Source organism: Aquipuribacter nitratireducens, from assembly GCF_037860835.1.
In the GTDB taxonomy this organism is placed as follows: Bacteria; Actinomycetota; Actinomycetes; order Actinomycetales; family JBBAYJ01; genus Aquipuribacter; species Aquipuribacter nitratireducens.
In genome coordinates, this window is record NZ_JBBEOG010000003.1 from 195,730 (window position 1) to 218,009 (window position 22,280).

Here is a 22,280-nt window from a genome sequence, read left to right on the forward strand (position 1 = left end):
CGCTCAGCGGTCGCGGCGGCGCAGGTAGCGCTCGAACTCGCGCGCGATCGCCTCGCCGCTGGCCTCGGGCAGGTCGGCGGTGTCGCGCGCCTCCTCGAGCTGGGCGACGTACTCGGCGATCTCCTCGTCCTCCTGCGCGAGCTCGTCGACGCCCCGCTGCCACGCGTCGGCCTCCTCCCGCAGCTCCGACACGGGGCTCGACAGGCCCGTGAGGTCCTCGAGGCGCCCCAGCAGCGCGAGCGTCGACTTCGGGTTCGGCGGCTGCGCGACGTAGTGGGGGACCGCCGCCCACAGCGACACCCCGGGCAGCCCGCTCGCCGCGGCCTCGTGCTGGAGCACGCCGACGATGCCGGTGGGACCCTCGTACGTCGACACGTCGAGGCCCCACGCCTCGGCCAGGGCCGGGTCCTGCACCGTCGCGCTCACGGGGATCGGCCGGGTGTGCGGCACGTCGGTGAGGAGCGCGGCGAGCGTCACGAGGCGCTGGACCCCGTGGCCCCGGGCGACGTCGAGCAGCTCGCGGGCGAAGGAGCGCCACCGGGTCGAGGGCTCCGTGCCGTCGACGAGGAGGACCGTGCGCTCGCGGACCCGCGCGCGCAGCACGCGGGTGCCGGGCCACTCCAGCCCCCGCGAGCCGTCCTCCAGGACCACCGCCTCGGGGCGGTTGACCTGGAAGTCGTAGTACGGCTCCGGGTCGAGCTCGGCGACGACCTCCGCGCCCCACGCCTCGACGAGGTGGCTCACCGCGTCGCTCGCGCTGTCGGCGGCGTCGTTCCAGCCGCGGAAGGCCGCGACGAGCAGCGGGGACTCCTCCGGGCCACCGGGACCGCCTCCACCGACCGCGGGGTCGACGTCGGGCATGGGCACCTCCTGCCGGGCTCTGGGCGACGGGCTCGCCAGCGTACGCACCTAGACTCCCCGGCATGACCTCCGGCGCCACCTCGCTCGTGGCCGCGCTCGCCGAGCGGGTCGTCGTCGCCGACGGTGCGATGGGCACGATGCTCCAGGCGGCCGCGCCGTCGCTGGACGACATGGACGGCCACGACGGCTGCAACGAGGTCCTCAACGTCAACCGGCCCGACATCGTGCGGGGCGTCCACGACGCGTACCTCGAGGCCGGCGCGGACTGCATCGAGACGAACACGTTCGGCGCCAACCTCGGCAACCTCGGGGAGTACGGCATCGAGGACCGGGTCCACGAGCTGTCCCTCGCAGGGGCCCGCATCGCCCGGCACGCCGCCGACGCGTGGAGCACGCCGGGTCGGCCGCGCTGGGTCATCGGGTCGGTCGGGCCGGGCACCCGCCTGCCGAGCCTCGGGCACACGACCTTCGCCGCCCTCCGCGACGGCTACGAGCAGCAGGCCCGTGGCCTGCTCGAGGGCGGTGTCGACCTCGTCCTCGTCGAGACGGTCCAGGACCTGCTCCAGGCGAAGGCGGCCGTCGTCGGCGCCCGCCGCGCGATGGCGGCGCTCGGGCTGCGCGTGCCGGTGTACGTCCAGGTCACCGTCGAGACGACCGGCACGATGCTGCTCGGCAGCGAGACCCCCGCTGCCCTCACCGTCCTGCGGGGGCTGCGGGTCGACGGCGTCGGACTCAACTGCGCGACCGGACCCGCGGAGATGGGCGAGCACGTGCGGCACCTGTCCCGCCACGCCGACGCGGGCCTGTCCGTCATGCCGAACGCCGGGCTGCCCGTCCTCGCCGCCGACGGGGCCCGCTACCCGCTCGCACCGGGCGAGCTCGCCGACGCCCACGAGCTGTTCACCGGCGAGCTCGGGGTCGCGCTCGTCGGCGGCTGCTGCGGCACCACGCCCGAGCACGTCGCCGCCGTCGTCGACCGGGTGGGGGGCCGCCGGCCGGCGCGACGGCGACCGCGACCGGAGCCGGGGGTCGCGAGCCTCTACACGCACGTCCCGTTCCGGCAGGACGTCAGCTACCTGTCGATCGGGGAGCGCACGAACGCCAACGGCTCCAAGGCGTTCCGCGAGGCGATGCTCGAGGCGCGCTGGGACGACGTCGTCGACATCGCGCGCGGCCAGACCCGCGACGGCGCCCACCTGCTCGACGTCTGCGTCGACTACGTCGGGCGCGACGGCGTCGCCGACGCCGTCGAGGTCGTGGGGCGGCTCGCGACCGCGAGCACGCTGCCCCTCGTCGTCGACTCGACCGAGCCCGAGGTCGTCGAGCGCGCGCTCGAGCTCACGGGCGGGCGCTGCGTCGTCAACAGCGTGAACTACGAGGACGGCGACGGTCCCGGCAGCCGCTTCGAGCGGACCATGCGCGCCGTCGTCGAGCACGGCGCCGCCGTCGTCGCCCTCACGATCGACGAGACCGGCCAGGCGCGCACCGCCGAGCACAAGGTCGCCGTCGCCGAGCGGCTCCTCGCCGACCTCACCGACCGGTGGGGGATGCGCGAGGAGGACGTCGTCGTCGACACCCTCACCTTCCCGATCGCGACGGGGCAGGAGGAGACGCGACGCGACGGGCTGGAGACCCTCGAGGCCATCCGCGCCCTCACCCAGCGCCACCCCTCGGTGCAGACGACCCTCGGCGTGTCGAACGTGTCGTTCGGCCTCAACCCGGCCGCCCGCGCCGTCCTCAACTCCGTGTTCCTCCACGAGGCCGTCAAGGCCGGGCTCAGCTCCGCGATCGTCCACCCGTCGCGCATCCTGCCGCTGAGCCGCATCCCCGCCGAGCAGCTCGAGGTCGCCCTCGACCTCGTCCACGACCGGCGCCGGCCCGGCTACGACCCGCTCGAGCGCTACCTCGAGCTGTTCGAGGGCGTGAGCGCCGCGGACCAGCGCGCCGAGCGGGCCGCGGCGCTCCTGCAGCTGCCGCTGGGGGAGCGGCTCGCGCAGCGGATCGTCGAGGGTGAGCGGAACGGGCTCGAGGCCGACCTCGACGAGGCGATCGCCCAGGGCCGTGCCGCGCTCGACATCATCAACGACCACCTCCTCGCCGGGATGAAGGTCGTCGGGGAGCTGTTCGGCAAGGGCGAGATGCAGCTGCCGTTCGTCCTCACGAGCGCCGAGGTGATGAAGGCCGCCGTCGCGCACCTCGAGCCGCACATCGAGCGGACCGACGACTCCGGGCGCGGCACCATCGTGCTCGCGACGGTCAAGGGCGACGTCCACGACATCGGCAAGAACCTCGTCGACATCATCCTCACGAACAACGGCTACACGGTCGTCAACCTCGGCATCAAGCAGCCCGTCGCGGAGATGCTCCGCGCGGCCCAGGAGCACCGCGCCGACGTGCTCGGCATGTCGGGGCTCCTCGTCAAGAGCACCGTCGTCATGCGGGAGAACCTCGAGGAGATCAACGCGCGGGGCATCGCCGCCGACCTGCCCGTGCTGCTCGGCGGGGCGGCCCTCACGCGGGCCTACGTGGAGAACGACCTCGCCGAGGTCTACGAGGGCGAGGTCCGCTACGCCCGCGACGCCTTCGAGGGCCTGCGCCTCATGGACGCCGTCATGCAGGTGAAGCGGGGCGAGCGCGACGCCCTGCCCGCACCGCGCCCCCGCCGCGTGCGGCCCCGTCCGGGCGCCGTCGAGCCCGTGCCGGAGGGCGAGCGGGCCCCGCGCAGCGACGTCGACCCCGAGGTCACCGTCCCCACCCCGCCGTTCTGGGGCACCCGCGTGGTCAAGGGCATCCCCGTCGCGGACTACGTCGGCTACCTCGACGAGCGGGCGACCTTCCTCGGCCAGTGGGGGCTGCGCGGCTCGCGCGCCGACGGCGGGCCGTCCTACGAGGAGCTCGTCGAGACCGAGGGCCGGCCGCGGCTGCGGGCCTGGCTCGACCGGGTCCGCACCGAGGGGCTGCTCGAGGCCGGCGTCGTGTACGGCTACCTCCCGGTCGCCGCCGACGGCGACGACCTGTGCGTGCTCGCCGGCCACGAGGGCGACGCCCTCGACGAGGTCGTGGTCCGCTGGCGCTTCCCCCGCCAGCGCCGGGACCGCCGGCTGTGCCTCGCCGACTTCCACAAGGACCGGGCGTGGGTGGCCGAGCACGGCCGCGCCGACGTCCTCGGCGTCCAGCTCGTCACGATGGGCCCCCGCGTCGCGGACGCGACGGCCGAGCTGTTCGCGAAGGACGCCTACCGCGACTACCTCGAGCTCCACGGGCTGTCGGTCCAGCTGACGGAGGCCCTCGCGGAACGGTGGCACGCCCGGGTCCGGGAGGAGCTCGGCCTCGCCGGGGACGACGCGGGCGACCTCCAGGGCATCCTCGACCAGGGCTACCGCGGCTCGCGCTACTCCTTCGGCTACCCCGCCTGCCCCGACCTCGAGCACCGCCGCGACCTCGTCCGGCTGCTGCGCCCGGACCGCATCGGGGTGGAGCTGTCCGAGGAGCTCCAGCTGCACCCGGAGCAGTCGACGGACGCGATCGTCGTGCACCACCCCGAGGCGAAGTACTTCAACGCGACCTGACAGGCTCGGCCCACGTGACGTCCTCGACCGCCGGTTCGGCCGCCTCCTCGACCTCCCCGCCGCTGCCGGCCGCCGTCCTGTGGGACATGGACGGCACCCTCGTCGACACCGAGCCGCTGTGGCTGCGCGCCGAGACCGACCTCGTCACGGAGCACGGCGGCAGGTGGACCCTCGAGGACGGGCTCTCCCTCGTCGGGAACCCCCTGATCGTGAGCGGCCGGACGATCGTCGAGCGCACGGGCATCCGCCTGTCCCCCCAGCAGGTCGTCGACGCCCTGCTCGTGCGGATGGTCGCGGCCGTCCGGAGCGCGCCGCCGTTCCGGCCCGGCGCCCGCGAGCTCCTCGAGGAGTGCGTCGCGGCCGGTGTGCCCGCGGCGCTCGTCACGATGTCGTACGCCGACCTCGCGGGGGCCGTCGTCGACGCGCTGCCGCCCGGTACGTTCACGACCGTCGTCACCGGTGACGCCGTCGTCCACGGCAAGCCCCACCCCGAGCCGTTCCTCACCGCCGCCGCGCGCCTGGGTGTCGACCCTTCCCGGTGCGTCGCCCTCGAGGACTCCGTGCCCGGCGTGGCCTCGGCCGAGGCCGCCGGCTGCCGGGTCGTGGCCGTGCCGCTCCACGTGCCGCTCGACGACGCGCCGGGGCGCAGCCGCGTCCGGGACCTCCGCCGGATAGGGCTGGCCGATCTCGCGCACGTGGCCGCCGGCCGCACGATCGACGACGCGGACCCGGCGGGCGTCGTCGTTTCGTGACGCAAATGTGACGCCGACGTGCGTCGTTGCGGGGCGCGGCGGGGTTAGGTTCACCGTCGTCCGTCTTCGGGGCCGACCGAGGTCCCGCGCTATCCAGGGGAGTCCCATGCGGTCCACCACCCGGCGCGCCGTGCGCGCCACGCGACTGGGGGCCGTCGGCGTCGCCGCGGCCCTCGTCCTCGCCGCCTGCGCCGGCGACAGCGGCACGAGCACCGACGACGCCTCCGGCGAGGCCGGCGGCGGGGAGGGCGGCGGCGAGGAGGTCCTCGTCTTCGGCGCGTCCGCCGACCCCGTCGTCATCGACGGCGCCTACGTGAGCGACGGCGAGTCGCTGCGCGTCGTCCGCTCGATCTTCGAGGGGCTCGTCACCACCGAGCCCGGGGGCACGGAGATCGTCCCGCAGCTCGCCACCGAGTGGGAGGCGAGCGACGACGGCCTCGAGTGGACCTTCCAGCTCCGCGAGGGCGTCACCTTCCACGACGGCGAGCCGTTCGACGCCGAGGCGGTCTGCTACAACTTCGACCGCTGGTACAACTTCTCCGGCATCCAGCAGTCCGGCAACGTCTCCTACTACTGGCAGACGGTCATGGGCGGCTACGCGGAGAACGAGGACGAGTCCCTCCCCGAGAGCCTCTACGCCTCGTGCGAGGCGACCGGTGACCTCGAGGCCACCATCACGCTCACGCGCCCGTCGTCGACGTTCCTGTCGGCGCTGTCGCTGCCGGCGTTCTCCATCGCGAGCCCCGCCGCGCTCGAGGAGTACGGCGCCGACGAGATCGGCGGATCCGCCGAGGAGCCGCAGTTCACCGGCACGTACGGCACCGAGCACCCGACGGGGACCGGGCCGTTCCAGTTCGAGTCGTGGGAGCGCGGGAGCCAGCTCGTCCTCAGCCGCAACGACGACTACTGGGGCGACCCCGCCATCGTCCAGACCCTCGTCTTCCGGCCCATCGCGGACGGCCCCGCCCGTCGGCAGGCGCTGGAGTCCGGCGGCATCGACGGCTACGACCTCGTCGACCCCGCCGACGTGCAGGCGCTGGAGGACGCCGGCTACCAGATCCTGCGCCGGCCGGCCTTCAACGTCGGCTACATCGGCTTCCAGCAGACGACGCCGCCGCTCGACAACCCGCAGATCCGCCAGGCCATCGCCCACGCGATCGACCGGGAGAACATCATCTCGACGAACTACCCCGAGGGGTCGACCGTCGCGACGCAGTTCATGCCGGAGTCGGTGTTCGGCTACGCCGAGGACGTCACGACGTACGACTACGACCCCGAGCGCGCCCGGCAGCTCATCGAGGAGTCCGGCGTCACGGACCTCACGATCGACTTCTGGTACCCGACCGAGGTCTCCCGGCCGTACATGCCGGACCCCACGGCCAACTTCCAGCTCATCGCGGAGGACCTCGAGGCCGTCGGCTTCACCGTCAACCCGATCGGCGCGCCGTGGAACCCCGACTTCCTCGACGCCGCCCTGTCCGGCGGGGCACCGATGTACCTGCTCGGCTGGACCGGCGACTTCGGTGACCCGGACAACTTCGTCGGCACCTTCTTCCAGGCGGAGAGCCCGGAGTGGGGCTACGACAACCCGGAGCTGCGCGACCTGCTGAACCAGGCCGAGGCCGAGACCGACGAGGACGCCCGGGCGGAGCTCTACCAGGAGGCCAACCGGATCATCATGGACGACCTGCCCGGTCTGCCCTACGCGAGCACCGAGCCCGCGCTCGCGTTCCGGCCCGGGGTCGAGGGCTTCGTCCCGAGCCCCGTGCAGAACGAGGACTTCGCCGTCGTCTCCGTCGAGCCGGCCGAGTGACGTCCTGACCCACCCCTGCCCGTGACACCTCCGTCGTGAAGGGACCGGCGTGCTCCGTTTCGTCGTCCGGCGCCTGCTGCTGCTCGTGCCGATCCTGCTCGGGCTCAGCCTGCTGCTCTTCGCGTGGGTGCGGGCCCTGCCGGGCGGACCGGCGCAGGCCCTGCTCGGTGAGCGCGCCACACCCGAGGCCGTCGCCCGTCTCAACGAGCTCTACGGCTTCGACCGCCCCGTCCTCGAGCAGTACGCCGCCTACATGGGCCGGGTGCTGCAGGGCGACCTCGGCGTCTCGACGACCACGCGGCGACCGGTGAGCGAGGAGCTCGCGCGGCTGTTCCCGGCGACCATCGAGCTCACGGTCTTCGCCCTCGTCATCGCCGTCACCCTCGGCATCGCGCTCGGCTACGTCGCGGCCCGGCGCCACCTCACGTGGGTCGACTCCGGCGCCGTCCTGTTCTCCCTCATCGGGGTGACGATCCCCGTCTTCGTCCTCGGGTACATCCTCAAGTACGCGTTCAGCGTGCGGCTCGGCTGGTTCCCGGACTCCGGGCGGCAGGACCCGCGGATCTTCACCGACCACCCGACCGGCTTCTACGTCCTCGACGGGTTCCTCGTGGGCCGCCCCGACGTGGCGTGGGACGCGTTCCTCCACCTCGTGCTCCCCGCCGTCGCCCTCGCGACCATCCCGCTCGCGATCATCGCCCGCATCACGAGGGCGAGCGTCCTCGACGTCGTCGGCGAGGACTACGTCCGCACCGCCGACGCGAAGGGGCTCGCCGCGAGCACCGTCAACCGCCGCCACGTCCTGCGCAACGCCATGCTGCCCGTCGTCACGATCATCGGGCTGCAGGTCGGCCTGCTGCTCGCCGGCGCGGTCCTCACCGAGACCGTCTTCGCCTTCCCGGGCGTCGGCTCGTTCCTCGTCGACGCCATCACCAACCGCGACTACGCGGTGGTGCAGGGGTTCATCCTCGTCATCGCCGTCATCGTCGTCGTGACGAACCTCCTCGTCGACATCGCCTACGGCCTCATCGACCCCCGCATCCGCGCGGCGACGATGAGCGCGAGCCCCTCGGGAGGCCACTGACATGAGCGCACCCGCACCGCGCCGTGAGCCCGAGCACCCCGGCGACCCCGGGCCCGTCGCCGAGCGGTCCGTCGACACACCCCAGGCCGCCGCGGTCCAGGCCGGCGGCCACGAGGGCACGTCCCTGGGCCGCGAGGCGCTGCGCCGCGTCGTGCGGGACCCGCTCGCCCTCGTCGGGGCCGTCCTCGTCGTCGGGTTCGTCCTCGTCGCCGTGTTCGCGCCGTGGCTCGCGCCCTACGACCCGGGGGAGCGCGTCGGTGCCGTCACGCCGACCACCATCCCCGGTCCCTCCGCCGAGTTCCCCATGGGCCTCGACAGCCTCGGGCGCGACGAGCTGAGCCGGGTCATCTACGGGGCCCGCCAGTCCCTGCTCGTCGGTGTCGTCGCCACCCTGGCCGGGGCGGTCGTCGGCATCCTCCTCGGCATGCTCGCGGGCGCGTTCGGCGGCTGGGTCGACACCGCCGTGATGCGCCTCGTCGACGTCATGCTGTCCCTGCCGTCGCTGTTCCTCGCCATCGCCGTGGCCGCCGTGCTCGGGCCGTCGCTCGAGTCCGTCATGATCGCGATCGCCGTCGTCAACGTCCCGATCTTCACGCGTCTCCTGCGCGGCGCCATGCTCGCCCAGCGCGGCAGCGACTACGTCGTCGCGGTCCGCAGCCTCGGGGTCCGTGACCGCGACGTCGTCGTGCGCCACGTCCTGCCGAACTCGCTGTCGCCCGTCATCGTCCAGGGGACCCTCACCCTGGCCACCGCGATCATCGACGCGGCGGCGCTGGCGTTCCTCGGCCTGTCGGGGGAGGACCCCCGCATCCCCGAGTGGGGCCGCATGCTCGCCGAGACGCAGCGCTTCCTCGCCTCGGCCCCGCACCTCGCGTTCTTCCCCGGCCTCGCCATCGTCCTCGCCGCGCTCGGCTTCACCCTGCTCGGGGAGTCGATGCGCGAGGCCCTCGACCCCAAGTACCGGAGGTGAGGGGTGTGAGCAGCGCCGGCGCCACCCGTGCCGACGGCTCGGTCGGGCGACGGTCGTCGCCCTCGGACGGGCCCCTCCTGCAGGTCCGCGACCTGCGGGTCCGGTTCACCCGCCGCGGTCGCCCGCCCGTCACCGCCGTGGACCAGGTGAGCTTCGACGTGCCCGCCGGGCGCAGCGTCGGCCTCGTCGGGGAGTCCGGGTCCGGCAAGTCCGTCACCTCCCTCGCGCTCATGGGCCTGCTGCCGAAGCGCGGGGTGGAGGTGTCGGGCAGCGTCCGCTTCGACGGCGAGGAGCTGCTCGGGCTGTCCGACGACCGGCGGCGGTCCCTGCGCGGCGCCGAGATGGCGATGGTCTTCCAGGACCCCATGTCGTCGCTCAACCCCGTCGTCACGATCGGCGTGCAGGTGACGGAGGTCCTGAGGCGGCACCGGGACATGACGAGGGCCGAGGCCCGCGACGAGGCGGTCGACCTGCTCCGGCGCGTCGGCATCCCCGAGGCGCAGCGCCGGCTCACGGACTACCCCCACCAGCTGTCCGGGGGCATGCGGCAGCGCGCGCTCATCGCGATCGCCCTCGCGTGCTCCCCGCGGCTGCTCGTCGCCGACGAGCCGACGACCGCGCTCGACGTCACGATCCAGGCCCAGATCCTCGACCTGCTCCGCGGCCTCGTCGCCGAGACCGGCACGGCCCTCGTCCTCATCACCCACGACCTCGGGGTCGTCGCCGGGATGTGCGACGACGTCCACGTGATGTACGCCGGGCGGCTCGTGGAGTCCGCGGCCCGGCGGGAGCTGTTCGCCCGCCCCGAGCACCCGTACACGCACGGTCTGCTGGAGTCCGTGCCCCGCCTCGACACCCCGCGCGGCGTGCCGCTGCGGCCGATCCCGGGCTCGCCGACCCTCACCCGGGACTGGGCGACCGGCTGCGCGTTCGAACCGCGGTGCACCCGCTCCGACGACGCCTGCCTCGGCGGCCCGCCCGCCATGGAGAGCGTCCGCGGGCACGGCGTGCGCTGCGTCCACCCCGTCGCGACCCCGGAGGACTCGTGAGCGACGCCCTGCTCGAGGTCGACGACCTCGCCGTCCACTTCCCGATCGTCCGGGGCATCGTCCGCGACCGCGTCGTCGGGCACGTCAAGGCCGTCGACGGCGTGTCCCTGTCGGTGCGCCGCGGCTCGACGTACGGGCTCGTCGGGGAGTCCGGCTGCGGCAAGAGCACGCTCGGGCGCGCCGTCCTGCGGCTGCTGCGGCCCACCCGGGGCCGGGTCCTCTTCGACGGCCAGGACGTCGCGGCGCTGTCGGGGGAGCGGCTGCGGCGGGCCCGCTCCCGCATGCAGATGATCTTCCAGGACCCCATGAGCAGCCTCGACCCGCGCCAGTCGGTCGAGGCGGCCCTGTCGGAGCCGCTGAAGGCGCACGGGGTGACGGCCGGGTCGGGCGGCTACGGCGCCCGCGTCCGGGAGCTGCTGGACCAGGTCGGTCTGCCCGCGTCCGCCGCCGGACGGTTCCCGCACGAGTTCTCCGGCGGCCAGCGGCAGCGCATCGGGATCGCGCGAGCCGTGGCGCTGCGGCCCGAGCTCGTCGTCGCCGACGAGCCGGTGTCGGCGCTCGACGTGTCCGTCCAGGCGCAGGTCGTCAACCTCCTCGAGGAGCTGCAGGACGCCCTCGGGCTCACGTACGTCGTCATCGCCCACGACCTCGCCGTCGTGCGGCACGTCTCCGACGTCGTGGGGGTCATGTACCTCGGCGGGCTCGTCGAGGAGGCGGACAGCGACACCCTGTACGCCGCGCCGCGGCACCCGTACACGCTCGCCCTCATGTCGGCGATCCCCGTGCCGGACCCGGAGGTCGAGGACCGGCGCGAGCGGATCCTCCTCACCGGCGACCTGCCCTCGCCCGCGGACCCGCCGGCGGGCTGCCGGTTCTCCACGCGGTGCCCCTTCGTCCAGCCCGGCCGCTGCACGAGCGAGCGGCCCGGGCTGCGGGAGGTCGCCCCCGGGCACCGGGTCGCGTGCCACTACGCCGAGGAGATCGCCGCCGGCACGATCCGTCCGAAGGAGAGCACCGCCGCCTGAGCGGGTACTGCCCCGGTATGGACCCCGAGGAGCAGGCCAGCGGTTCCGTCGCAGACGCGCGCTCGCGCCGACGACACGACCGGCTCGTCGGTGCACTGCTCGGGGCACTCGTCACCCTCGTCGTGCTCGTGGTGGCGCTGGTCGTCACCCTCGCCGTCGTCAGCGAGCCCGCCGGCGCGCCGACGGGCGGGTCGGCGGCGCAGCAGGGCGCGGACCCGGTCCCGGCCGTGCCGACCGCCGCCCCGGACGACCTGGGGGACGAGGAGACGTGGCTCGGGCAGTTCACGCTCGACGCCGCGAGCGTCGTCCTGCCCGGCTCCGTGCTCGGGGACGTCCGCGCCACGGGGCAGGGGCTGCGCTCGGGTCCGGAGGAGGCGAGAGCCGCCGTGGTCGACGTCACCGCGACCGTGCCCTTCGACGTCGTCGCCGCCGAGGTCGGGCCGGACGCCACGGTCCGGCCCGCAGCGGAGGGTGCCGACGGCGACGCGGCCGTCACCCTGCCGGTGGAGCTGCTCGGCAGGCAGTGGCAGGTGCGGGCCACCGGCACCGTCGACGTCGTCGGCGGCCGTCTCGTCCTCGCCCCCACCGACGTCGAGGTCGAGGGCCTCGGCGGGGTGCTCAACCGCGGCGTCGCCGCGGTCGCCCGGGCCGCGGTCCAGGTGGAGACCGAGGTCGAGGGGCTGCCCGAGGGGCTCGTCCTGCAGGAGGTCGCCGTGGTGGACGACGGGTTCCGGGCGGAGCTGTCGGGGGAGGACGTCGTGCTCGTCCCCGGAGCCGTGGCCCTGTCGTGACCGCTACTCCGTCGTGATCGCCCGCAGCACGTCGACCCGGGTCGCCCGCCACGCGGGCAGGAGCGCCGCGACGACACCCACGACCGCCGACCCGACGAGCACGACCGTCATCGTCGCCCACGGGACCGCGAGCACCTCGAGGCCGTCGTCGGCGACCGCGCGCTGGAACGCGACGCCGAAGGCGAGCCCGAGCGCGACGCCGAGCAGCGCCCCGAACACGGTCGTCGCCACCGACTCGATGGTGACGGTGCGGCGGAGCTGGGCCCGGGTGAGCCCGATGGCCCTCAGGAGCCCGATCTCCCGGGTCCGCTCGACGACGGAGAGGGCGAGGGTGTTGATCACGCCGAGGGTCGCGATGACGAGGGAGAGCCCGAGCAGGGCGTAGATCAGGCCGAGGACCGTGGTGATCTGTGCGGTCTGCTCCGACGTGAACTCGTCGGCGTCGAGGACCGACAGCGTGAGGAAGTCCGCGGCGACGTCGGCGACGGCGGCCTCGACCGCCGCGAGGTCGGCGTCGTCGGCGACGTCGACGAGGACGTACTGCACGCCCCCGCCGCCACCCGGTCCGCCGGCCTGGACCCCGTCGACGCCCGCGGCGTACACGTCGTCGGAGACGAGCACGTCGGCCGCGACGAGCTGGGAGTCCTCGTAGACGGCGAGCACCTCGCGCTCGGCCGCGGCCCCGTTGCCGACGGCGACCGTGACGGTGTCCCCGACCGCTGCACCGAGCTCGTCCGCGCGCGACTCGGTGAGCCACACCCCGTCACCGAGCGCGTCGAGGCTCCCCTCGACGGTGGTGAGCTCGACGAGACCCGGCAGCGTCGCGGGGTCCACCGCCATGCCGAACCCGTCCTCGCCGTCGACCGTGGCCGCCGTGAACGGCAGCTCGAGGACGGCCTCGACGCCGTCGACGTCCCGGACGGCGTCGGCGACGGTCGCGGGGATGCTCGGCTGCCCCCCGTCGCTCACGACGAGGTCGCCGGTGAACTCGTCGTCGATGATGTCCGACACGCTCGCGGCGGCCGAGCTCGACAGGACCGACGCGGCGCCGACGAGCGCGAGCCCGACCATGAGCGCGCTCGCGGTGGCGGCGGTGCGGCGGGGGTTGCGCAGCCCGTTGCGCTGCGCGAGCCGCCCGACGGCGCGGCCCGCGAACGGCGCGGTGACGAGCCACACGACCGGCTTCGACACCGCCGGGCTCGCGGCCGCCACGCCGAGGAAGACCGCCGTGACACCCGCCCCCAGCACGGCGAGCGGCTGCGTGTCGACGGTGTCGGTGAGGACGAGCGCCATCGCGACGGCGCCGACCGCGGCGACGGCGAGACCGAGCACCGCGCGCAGGCGGACCGCCCCGCGCGGCAGCGCCTGCTCGTCGCGCATCGCCGCCACCGGGGCGGTCGCGGAGGCACGCCGCGCCGGCAGCACGGCGGCGAGCGCCGTGACGGCGACCCCCAGGACCAGCGTGGCGACGACCGTCCGCGGCTCGACCGGTAGCCGCTCGAGCTCGAGGCCGAAGAGCCCGCCGATGAGCTGCTGGAGGGCTGCGGCCAGCCCGATGCCGATCCCCAGGCCCGCGAGCGAGCCGACGAGGCCGACGACGACCGACTCGCCGAGCACGGAGCGGACGACCTGCCCTCGCGACGCGCCGATGGCCCGGAGGAGGGCGAGCTCGCGGGTGCGCTGGGCGACGAGCATGGAGAACGTGTTGAAGATGATGAACGCCCCGACGAAGAGGGCGACACCGGCGAAGACGAGGAGGAACGTCGTGATGAAGCCGAGCGCCGTCGCGAGGGTCTCCTGCGTCTCGTCGGCCTGCTGCTGACCGGTGACGACCTCGGCGCCGTCGGGCACGAGCGGGGCGACCCGGTCGACGACCTCCTCCTGGGTGAGGCCGTCGACGGCTGTGACGGTGATGCTCGGCACGACCCCGGTCGGCGCGAACTGCTCGCGGGCGAGGTCCTGCTCGACGAGGACGATCGCGGCGCCCGCGGTCGGGGTGTCGTTCGTCGCCTCGCCGACGACGGTGACGTCGAAGGGCGTGCCGTTGACGACGACGACCGTCTCGTCGCCGAGGGCGAGACCGGACTGCTCGAGGGTCGTCGTCTCGACGACGACCTCGTCGGGCGACTCCGCGCCGCGCCCGTCGAGCAGGCGGACGGAGGGGTCGAGGGGGTCCCACGCGAACCCGAGCGCGGGGGCACCGCCGCTGCGCACGGCCGTGCCGTCGGCGCCGCGGAGGACGGCGCTGCCGGTGAGGGCCGGCACCGCCCGCTCGACACCGTCGACGGCCTCGATGTCGTCGGCGAGCTCCAGCGGCAGCCCGGGCAGGGACGCAACCTCGTCGGGTCCGGCCTGGGCGCCCGTGCCCGCGCCGGCTCCCTCGGCGGTGGCCGCGGCGTCGCCGCTGGGGCCTGCGCCCTCGAGACGCACGACGGCGTCGGTGCTGTCGGCGGTGGCGAAGATGGCGGAGAAGGTGCGGTCGATGGAGTCGGTGAGGACGAAGGAGCCGGCGACGAACGCCGTGCCGAGCGTGACGGCGAGGCACGTGAGGAGGAGGCGGACGACGTGCCCGCGGACGTTGGCGAGCGTGACCCTGAGCATCAGGCGTCCATCGTCTTCATGCGGTCGAGGACCGACTCCGCGGTCGGGGAGCGCATCTCGTCGACGACACGCCCGTCGGCGAGGAACACGACCCGGTCGGCGTACGCCGCGGCGGACGGCTCGTGGGTCACCATGACGATGCTCTGCCCGAAGTCGTCGACGCTGCGGCGCAGGAAGCCGAGCACCTCGGCGGACGAGCGGGAGTCGAGGTTGCCGGTCGGCTCGTCGGCGAAGACGATCGCGGGCCGGCCGACGAGCGCCCGCGCCGCGGCGACCCGCTGCTGCTGGCCGCCGGACAGCTCGTTGGGCTTGTGCGACAGCCGCGGGCCGAGGCCGAGGATGCCGACGACCGTGTCGTGCCACTCCCGGTCGACCTTGCGGCCCGCGATGTCGAGCGGCAGCGTGATGTTCTCCGCGGCGCTCAGCGTCGGCACGAGGTTGAAGGACTGGAAGACGAAGCCGATCCGGTCGCGCCGCAGCCGGGTGAGGGCGGAGTCGCCGAGCGTCGACACGTCGACCCCGTCGACGACGACGGTGCCCGAGGTGGGGCTGTCGAGGGCCGCCATGCAGTGCATGAGGGTCGACTTGCCCGACCCCGACGGGCCCATGATCGCGGTGAACTCGCCGCGGACGAAGTCGACGTCGACACCGGCGAGGGCGTGGACGGCGGCCTCGCCGCTGCCGTAGACCTTCGTGAGGCCCCGGGCGGAGGCGACGGGCGGCGCCGGGGCGGCGTGCCGGCCGTGGGGCTGGTCCTCGGGCTGCTGGGCGGGGAGGTCGGTGGTCTGCGCGGTCTCGCTCACGGCGGCGTCCGTCTCGTCAGGGGGAGGGGCGGGGTCGTGCGACAAGCGAACCACCCTGACCCGGGGTGAGGTCCATCGGGATTGCCCCCGGTCCGGGCGTCCGGGCACCCCCTGGTGCCCCCCGGGGCTAGCCGTCGTCGGTGCCCGCGCGCTCGGCCGGGACGAGGCGGAGGACCCGGTCGAGCGCGTCGGGCGGCAGCGGCGGTGGGGTGCCGCCCCAGGCGGGGCACAGCTCGCGGTGGTCGCACCACTCGCACGTGCGGCTGGGTCGGGGGCGCCAGTCCCCGGTCTCCGCGGCCTCGCGGATCGCCCGCCACAGGGTGAGGAGGGTGCGCTCGAACGCGGCGAGCATGTGCTCGTCGACGTCGAGCGGCAGCCGCTGCCCGGTGCCGCCGACGTAGACGAGCTGGACGCGGGTGGGCACCCGCCCCCGCGTGCGCCACAGCAGCAGCGCGTAGAACTTCATCTGGAACAGGGCGCGCTGTTCGAACGCCTCCCCGGGGGCGCGACCGGTCTTGTAGTCGACGATCCGGATGCGGCCGTCGGGTGCGACGTCGACCCGGTCGACGATGCCCCGCAGCACGAGGTCCTCGGCGACCTGGTGCTCGACGTACAGCTCGCGGCCCTCGGGCTCGAGACGGCGCGGGTCCTCGAGGCGGAACCACGTCTCGACGAGCCGGGCGGCCTCCTCCAGCCACCGCGACTCCCCCTCGGGGCCGCCGAGCACGTCGGCCACCTCGGGCCGCTCGGCGACGAGCTCGCGCAGGGCCGGCTCGAGCAGGGTCCGCGCCCGCTCGGGGGTGCGCTCGGGCGCCGGGGCGTCGAAGAGGAGCTCGAGGGCGCGGTGGACCACGGTGCCCCGGGCCGCCGCGCTCGAGGGCCGCTCCGGCAGGCGGTCGACGGAGCGGAAGCGGAACAGCAGCGGGCACTGCTTGAAGTCACCGGCGCGCGACGGGGAGAGCGCGCCGACCCGGGTGCTGGACACGGGACACACGGTAGGCAGCGGCCCGGACAGAACCCCGGCAGCGACCCGCCCGTACGATCCGGGGGTGGGAGAGGTGACGACCGGACGCACCGACCGGGGGAGCCGAGGACGCCGTCCGCGGCGCCGGGTGCGGGTCGCGACGGTCGCGGGTGTCCCCGTCCTGCTGTCGGCGTCGTGGCTCGTCATCGCCGTCGCCGTCACCGTGCTGTTCGGTCCCGTCGCCGCGCGCGCGACCGGGCTGCCCGTGCCCGCCGCCTACCTCGTCGCGGTCGTGCTCGCGGTCCTCCTCGCCGCCTCGGTGCTCGTCCACGAGGCCGCGCACGCGGTCGCGGCGCGTCGGGCGGGCCTCCACGTGGAGGAGGTCGTCGTCGACCTGTGGGGCGGGCACACCTCGCTCGGCCGACCCGCGACACCGGGCACGAGCGCCGTCGTGTCGGTGGTCGGACCGCTCGCCAACCTCGTCCTCGCCGGGGTCGCGTCCGCCGCACGGGCGCTCGTCCCCGCCGCGCCGGCCGACGACGTCGTGTCGGTCGCCGCGGTCGTCGGGTTCCTCCTCGCCGCCGTCGCGCTCGTCAACCTCGTCCTCGGCCTGTTCAACCTCGTCCCGGGTCTGCCGCTCGACGGCGGCCGGGTGCTCGAGGCCCTCGTGTGGCGCGTCAGCGGCTCGCAGGACACCGGCGCCGTCGTCGCCGGCTGGGCCGGGCGGGCCGTCGCCGTCGCGCTCGTCGCGTGGGGCGTCGGGCGCCCGCTGCTCCTCGGTGCGCCGCCGTCGCTGTTCACGGTCGTCTGGGTCGTCGTCCTCGCCGGGTTCCTCTGGCAGGGCGCGAGCGCGTCCCTGACCGTCGCCCGGTTCCGGCGCCGGGCGGCCGAGGTGGACCTCGCCGCCGTCGCCCGGGCCGCCGTCGCGGTGCCCGCGACGGCGAGCGTCGCGGACGTCGTGGCCGCCCAGGGCGGGGCGGAGCCGCGCGAGGTCGTCCTCGTCGACCCGCTCGGGCGTCCGGTCGCCGTCGTCCCCGGCGGTAGCGTCACCGACGTGCCGCTCCACCTCCGCCCCTCGACGCCCGCCGCCGCCGTCGGGCTCCACGTCGCCCCCGCCTCCGTCGTGCCCGCCCGCCTCGGCGCCGTCGCGACGGTCGAGGCGCTCGCCCGGTCCGGCGGTGCCGGCGTCGTCCTCGTCGACGACACCGGTCGCCCGACCGCGCGCGTGCTGCCCGACGACTTCGCCGCCGCGATGGGCCTGCGGTGAGGGAGGCGCACCGGACCGGGCTGCTGCGCGAGGGGGACCGGGTCCAGCTCACCGACCCCAAGGGCAAGCTCCACACCATCACCCTGTCGCCGGGGAAGGTGTTCCACACCCACCGCGGCGCCATCGCCCACGACGACCTCATCGGCCGTCCCGAGGGCAGCGTCGTGCGCTCGACCGCCGACCTGGAGTACCTCGCGCAGCGTCCGCTGCTCAGCGACTACGTCCTGTCGATGCCCCGCGGTGCCGCGGTCGTCTACCCGAAGGACGCCGGCCAGGTCGTCCACATGGGCGACCTCCACCCCGGGGCGCACGTCCTCGAGGCGGGGGTCGGTTCGGGCGCCCTCACGATGAGCCTGCTCCGGGCGGTCGGCGACGAGGGGCGCGTCGTGTCGGTCGAGCGGCGGCAGGACTTCGCCGACATCGCCCGCGGCAACGTCGAGCAGTTCTTCGGTGGCCCCCACCCCGCGTGGCGGCTCGAGGTCGGCGACCTCGTCGAGGTGCTCGACGCCGCGGAGGGGACGGACGCGCCGGTCCGGGTCGACCGCTGCGTGCTCGACATGCTCGCGCCGTGGGAGTGCCTGCCCGCCGTCGCGCGCTCCCTGCGCCCCGGTGGCGTGCTCGTCGTCTACGTCGCCACCGCCACGCAGCTGTCCCGCACGGCGGAGGCGGCGAAGGAGGCGGGCTGCTGGACCGAGCCGTCGGCGTGGGAGTCGATGGTCCGCGGCTGGCACCTCGAGGGCCTCGCGGTGCGCCCGCAGCACCGCATGGTCGGTCACACGGGCTTCCTCCTCAGCACGCGACGGATGGCGGACGGCGTGACCGCGCCCAAGCGGCGCCGCCGGCCCGCGCCCTCGCAGTTCACGGAGGAGGACCCCGGCTGGGGCAGGTGACGCGCGACGGGTGACGCACGACACGGGGCAGCACCCGTGCGGCCTCGGGACGCCCGTCGGGCCCGCGGGTTACCGTGAGGAGGCACCTCGTGGCACGACGACACCGGAGGAGCCCGTGGACGAGCACACCGAGCGCGAACGGTACGAGCGCGGCAGGGCCGAGCGCCTGCAGGACGAGGTGGTGCGCGCGCGCGCCGAGCTGTCCCGGGTCTCGATGCAGAACGAGCGGCTCGCCGAGACCCTCCGTGACGCCCGTGACCAGATCGTGTCGCTCCGCAGCGAGGTCGAGCGGCTCGCGCAGCCGCCCGCCTCCTACGGCACGCTCGTCGAGGTCGGCGAGGACGGCACCGCCGACATCACCGCCGGGGGGCGCAAGCTGCGGGTCGCCGTCACGCCCGCCGTCGAGCAGGCCGAGCTCCAGCCCGGCCGCGAGGTCGTCCTCAACGAGGCGATGAACATCGTCGGGGTCACCGGGTTCGAGCGTGTCGGCGAGCTCGTCAGCGTCAAGGAGCTGCTGCTGCCGGACCGGGCGCTCGTCACCGCGCACGCCGACGAGGAGCGCGTCGTGCGCCTCGCGGGACCGCTGCTGGGTCAGCCGCTGCGGATCGGGGACTCCCTCACCGTCGACACGCGCACGGGCTTCGCCTACGAGCGGGTGCCGAAGGCCGAGGTGGAGGACCTCGTGCTGGAGGAGGTCCCCGACATCGACTACGCCGACATCGGCGGCCTCGGCTCGCAGATCGAGCAGATCCGCGACGCCGTCGAGCTGCCGTTCCTCCACCCCGACCTGTTCCGCGAGCACGGGCTGAAGGCGCCGAAGGGCGTCCTGCTGTACGGCCCGCCGGGCTGCGGCAAGACGCTCATCGCGAAGGCCGTCGCGAACGGTCTCGCGCGGCAGGTCGCCCGCACGCGCGGGGAGGACGGCAACGCCGCCCGCAGCTACTTCCTCAACATCAAGGGCCCGGAGCTCCTCAACAAGTACGTCGGGGAGACCGAGCGGCACATCCGCCTGGTGTTCCAGCGGGCGCGGGAGAAGGCGAGCGAGGGCACGCCGGTCGTCGTGTTCTTCGACGAGATGGACTCCCTGTTCCGCACCCGGGGATCCGGCGTCTCCAGCGACGTCGAGAACACGATCGTGCCCCAGCTGCTCAGCGAGATCGACGGCGTCGAGCTGCTGGAGAACGTCATCGTCATCGGCGCCTCCAACCGCGAGGACATGATCGACCCGGCGATCCTGCGGCCCGGCCGGCTCGACGTGAAGATCAAGATCGAGCGGCCCGACGCCGAGGGCGCGAAGGACGTCTTCAGCAAGTACCTCACCGCCGACCTGCCGCTGCACGCCGACGACCTCGGCGCCCACGGCGGCAACGTCGTCGCGTGCGTCGAGGACATGATCCAGCGCATCGTCGAGCGGATGTACACCGAGACCGAGGAGAACCAGTTCCTCGAGGTGACGTACGCCAACGGCGACAAGGAGGTCCTCTACTTCAAGGACTTCAACTCCGGGGCGATGATCCAGAACATCGTCGACCGGGCGAAGAAGATGGCCATCAAGGACCTCCTGACCACGGGTCAGAAGGGCATCCGGATGGACCACCTCCTCGCCGCCGTGGTCGACGAGTTCAAGGAGAACGAGGACCTGCCGAACACGACGAACCCCGACGACTGGGCGCGGATCTCCGGCAAGAAGGGCGAGCGGATCGTCTTCATCCGCACGCTCATCCAGTCCAAGCAGGGCACGGAGCCCGGCCGCTCGATCGACACGGTGCAGTCCACGGGGCAGTACCTGTAGGCAGCCTGATCGGTCGTCCGTGACCGGGTCCCGGGTGGGAGGACGCGCGACACGGTCGACTGCGCCCACGACGGGGTGCGGCGGCCTGCCGAAGGAGCCTGCCGTGGCTGCTCGTCGAGGTCTGTGCTGAGTGGGTCTGCACCGCTGGAAGGTCGTGAGGAAGCCCGGGGTGCCGCCGTACACGGCGTGCGCCCGCTGCGAGCGGGAGCAGATGCTCGACCTCCGACCGGAACGGGCGGCGCGCCGCCACAACCCCTGTGCCGCAGGGATCGGAGCGCCGCAGCGGGCCAGTTCGCGTCCACGACCCCTGTGCCGCAGGGATCGGAGCGCCGGAGCGGGCCAGTTCGCGTCCACGACCCCTGTGCCGCAGGACTCGGGGGGCCCGCCGCCCCGTAGCCTGACGCGGTGACGACGCGGCGCGTGATGGGGATCGAGACCGAGTACGGCATCCTCGCCCCGGGGCGCCCCGACCAGAACCCCATGGTCCTGTCGAGCCAGGTCGTCAACGCCTTCGCCACGCGCCCCGGCAGCCGCGTCGGTCGGGCGCGCTGGGACTACGAGGACGAGGCCCCGCTGCGCGACGCCCGGGGCCACGACATGAGCCGTGCCGCCGCCCACCCGAGCCAGCTCACGGACGTCGCCGCGTCGCACGGCGGCGCGATGCCCGACCTCGAGGACCCCGCGACCGCGAACGTCGTCCTCACCAACGGCGCCCGCCTCTACGTCGACCACGCCCACCCCGAGTACTCCTCGCCCGAGGTCACCGGCCCCCGGGCGGCTGTCGTGTGGGACAAGGCGGGGGAGCGGGTCATGCAGGAGGCTGCGACCCGGGTCGGCAGCACGCCCGGGCTCGGCGAGGTGCGGCTGTACAAGAACAACACCGACTCCAAGGGCGCCTCCTACGGCTGCCACGAGAACTACCTCGTCCAGCGGGCCACGCCCTTCGCCGACCTCGTCAGCGGCCTCGTCCCGTTCTTCGTCACCCGCCAGGTCGTCACCGGCGCCGGCCGCGTGAGCATCGGGCCGGACGGCAGCGTCCCGGGCTACCAGATCAGCCAGCGCGCGGACTTCATCGAGGTCGAGGTGGGGCTCGAGACGACGCTCAAGCGGCCGATCGTCAACACGCGCGACGAGCCGCACGCCAGCGCGGACCGGTACCGCCGCCTCCACGTCATCCTCGGCGACGCGAACCTGTTCGAGACCGCGACCTTCCTCAAGCTCGGGACGACCGCGCTCGTCCTCGACATGGTGGAGGCGGGCACGCTGCCCGCCGACCTGCACCTCGCGAGCCCCGTCCGCGCGCTGCACGACATCAGCCACGACCCGACCGTGCAGGCGAAGGTGCGGCTCGCCGACGGGCGCGAGGTCACCGCCCTCGACGTGCAGTGGGCCTACCTCGAGGCCGCGCGGGCCCACACGGCCGAGCGGGAACCGGACGACGCGACCGCGGCCCGGGAGACCGAGGAGGTCCTGCGCCGCTGGGAGGACGTCCTCACCCGTCTCGGCCGCGACCCGGCGCTGTGCCACCGCGACGTCGAGTGGGTCGCGAAGCTGCGCCTGCTCGACGGGTTCGCCGCACGGGAGGGCGTCACGTGGGGGCACCCGCGGCTCGCCGCCATCGACCTGCAGTGGGCCGACGTGCGGCCCGACAAGGGCCTCTACCACCGGCTCGTCGCCCGCGGCCAGGTGGACCGGCTCGTCGACGACGCCGAGGTCGCGCGGGCCGTGGACGAGGCGCCGGAGGACACCCGCGCGTGGTTCCGGGGCCAGTGTCTCGCCCGGTACGGCAGCGCCGTCGCCGCCGCGAGCTGGGACTCCGTCATCTTCGACGTGCCGGGTCGGGGCGCCCTGCAGCGCGTGCCGACCCCCGAGCCGCTGCGGGGCACGCGCGAGCACGTCGGCGCCCTGCTGGACGCCAGCGCCACGGCCCGCGACCTCGTAGACGCCCTCACCTCCACGTGAGGCCGGGGCCCGGTTCGCGGGTCGCCGCGGTGCGTGTCCGGCCCCCGCCGTACGCTGGCGGAGGCACCGGCGCACGGGCGACCGGGG

The 22,280-nt window shown here is 74.4% G+C and carries 16 protein-coding genes; 12 read left to right on the forward strand and 4 right to left on the reverse strand.

Features of this window, described 5'->3' with window-relative positions; all coding sequences use genetic code 11:
• Positions 1–3: 3 nt before the first annotated feature.
• On the reverse strand, positions 4–861 hold the full coding sequence (locus WAB14_RS07230; RefSeq protein WP_340268874.1) for a PAC2 family protein: 858 nt from the start codon (positions 859–861) through the stop codon (positions 4–6).
• A gap of 62 nt (positions 862–923) precedes the next feature.
• Between WAB14_RS07230 and metH the strand changes: the two genes are divergently transcribed.
• From metH to WAB14_RS07270, 8 genes are all read left to right on the forward strand, one after another.
• Positions 924–4,430, forward strand: coding sequence for a methionine synthase (gene metH, locus WAB14_RS07235; protein ID WP_340268876.1), 3,507 nt, complete (start codon positions 924–926; stop codon positions 4,428–4,430).
• A 14-nt stretch (positions 4,431–4,444) separates the two neighbouring features.
• Positions 4,445–5,182 carry an HAD family hydrolase gene (locus WAB14_RS07240; protein ID WP_340268878.1) on the forward strand — a complete coding sequence of 246 codons (738 nt, stop codon included), beginning with the start codon at positions 4,445–4,447 and terminating at the stop codon, positions 5,180–5,182.
• Between the two features lie 106 nt (positions 5,183–5,288).
• The gene (locus WAB14_RS07245) at positions 5,289–6,995 is read left to right on the forward strand and encodes an ABC transporter substrate-binding protein (RefSeq protein WP_340268880.1); all 1,707 of its coding nucleotides are present in this window, start codon (positions 5,289–5,291) and stop codon (positions 6,993–6,995) included.
• 49 nt (positions 6,996–7,044) lie between these two features.
• Positions 7,045–8,079: an ABC transporter permease gene (locus tag WAB14_RS07250; RefSeq protein WP_340268882.1), complete on the forward strand. Its 1,035-nt coding sequence runs from the start codon at positions 7,045–7,047 to the stop codon at positions 8,077–8,079.
• A 1-nt stretch (position 8,080) separates the two neighbouring features.
• Positions 8,081–9,049 carry an ABC transporter permease gene (locus WAB14_RS07255; protein ID WP_340268884.1) on the forward strand — a complete coding sequence of 323 codons (969 nt, stop codon included), beginning with the start codon at positions 8,081–8,083 and terminating at the stop codon, positions 9,047–9,049.
• A gap of 5 nt (positions 9,050–9,054) precedes the next feature.
• Positions 9,055–10,098 carry an ABC transporter ATP-binding protein gene (locus WAB14_RS07260; RefSeq protein WP_465251627.1) on the forward strand — a complete coding sequence of 348 codons (1,044 nt, stop codon included), beginning with the start codon at positions 9,055–9,057 and terminating at the stop codon, positions 10,096–10,098.
• Positions 10,095–11,123: an ABC transporter ATP-binding protein gene (locus tag WAB14_RS07265; protein WP_340268886.1), complete on the forward strand. Its 1,029-nt coding sequence runs from the start codon at positions 10,095–10,097 to the stop codon at positions 11,121–11,123. Before WAB14_RS07260 ends, WAB14_RS07265 begins: the two co-directional genes overlap by 4 nt.
• Positions 11,124–11,140: 17 nt before the next feature.
• On the forward strand, positions 11,141–11,914 hold the full coding sequence (locus WAB14_RS07270; RefSeq protein WP_340268888.1) for an LmeA family phospholipid-binding protein: 774 nt from the start codon (positions 11,141–11,143) through the stop codon (positions 11,912–11,914).
• 3 nt (positions 11,915–11,917) lie between these two features.
• Here WAB14_RS07270 and WAB14_RS07275 read toward each other — a convergent pair whose 3' ends face one another.
• The 3 genes from WAB14_RS07275 to WAB14_RS07285 all read right to left on the reverse strand — a co-directional run bounded on the left by WAB14_RS07275 (position 11,918) and on the right by WAB14_RS07285 (position 16,303).
• The gene (locus WAB14_RS07275) at positions 11,918–14,515 is read right to left on the reverse strand and encodes an ABC transporter permease (protein WP_340268890.1); all 2,598 of its coding nucleotides are present in this window, start codon (positions 14,513–14,515) and stop codon (positions 11,918–11,920) included.
• The gene (locus WAB14_RS07280; RefSeq protein ID WP_340268892.1) at positions 14,515–15,318 is read right to left on the reverse strand and encodes an ABC transporter ATP-binding protein; all 804 of its coding nucleotides are present in this window, start codon (positions 15,316–15,318) and stop codon (positions 14,515–14,517) included. Before WAB14_RS07280 ends, WAB14_RS07275 begins: the two co-directional genes overlap by 1 nt.
• 127 nt (positions 15,319–15,445) lie before the next feature.
• Positions 15,446–16,303: a RecB family exonuclease gene (locus WAB14_RS07285; RefSeq protein WP_340268894.1), complete on the reverse strand. Its 858-nt coding sequence runs from the start codon at positions 16,301–16,303 to the stop codon at positions 15,446–15,448.
• A gap of 64 nt (positions 16,304–16,367) precedes the next feature.
• Here WAB14_RS07285 and WAB14_RS07290 point away from each other — a divergent pair, with 64 nt between their 5' ends.
• The 4 genes from WAB14_RS07290 to dop all read left to right on the forward strand — a co-directional run bounded on the left by WAB14_RS07290 (position 16,368) and on the right by dop (position 22,193).
• Complete coding sequence (locus WAB14_RS07290; RefSeq protein ID WP_340268896.1) at positions 16,368–17,549, forward strand: site-2 protease family protein; 1,182 nt, start codon at positions 16,368–16,370, stop codon at positions 17,547–17,549.
• A complete protein-coding gene (locus tag WAB14_RS07295; protein WP_340268898.1) occupies positions 17,546–18,439 on the forward strand; it encodes a tRNA (adenine-N1)-methyltransferase in 894 nt (297 codons plus the stop codon). The genes WAB14_RS07290 and WAB14_RS07295 overlap by 4 nt, the downstream gene beginning before the upstream one ends.
• Before the next feature lie 214 nt (positions 18,440–18,653).
• A complete protein-coding gene (gene arc, locus WAB14_RS07300; protein WP_377002414.1) occupies positions 18,654–20,231 on the forward strand; it encodes a proteasome ATPase in 1,578 nt (525 codons plus the stop codon).
• Between the two features lie 405 nt (positions 20,232–20,636).
• Positions 20,637–22,193 carry a depupylase/deamidase Dop gene (gene dop, locus WAB14_RS07305; protein ID WP_340268899.1) on the forward strand — a complete coding sequence of 519 codons (1,557 nt, stop codon included), beginning with the start codon at positions 20,637–20,639 and terminating at the stop codon, positions 22,191–22,193.
• Positions 22,194–22,280: the final 87 nt, after the last annotated feature.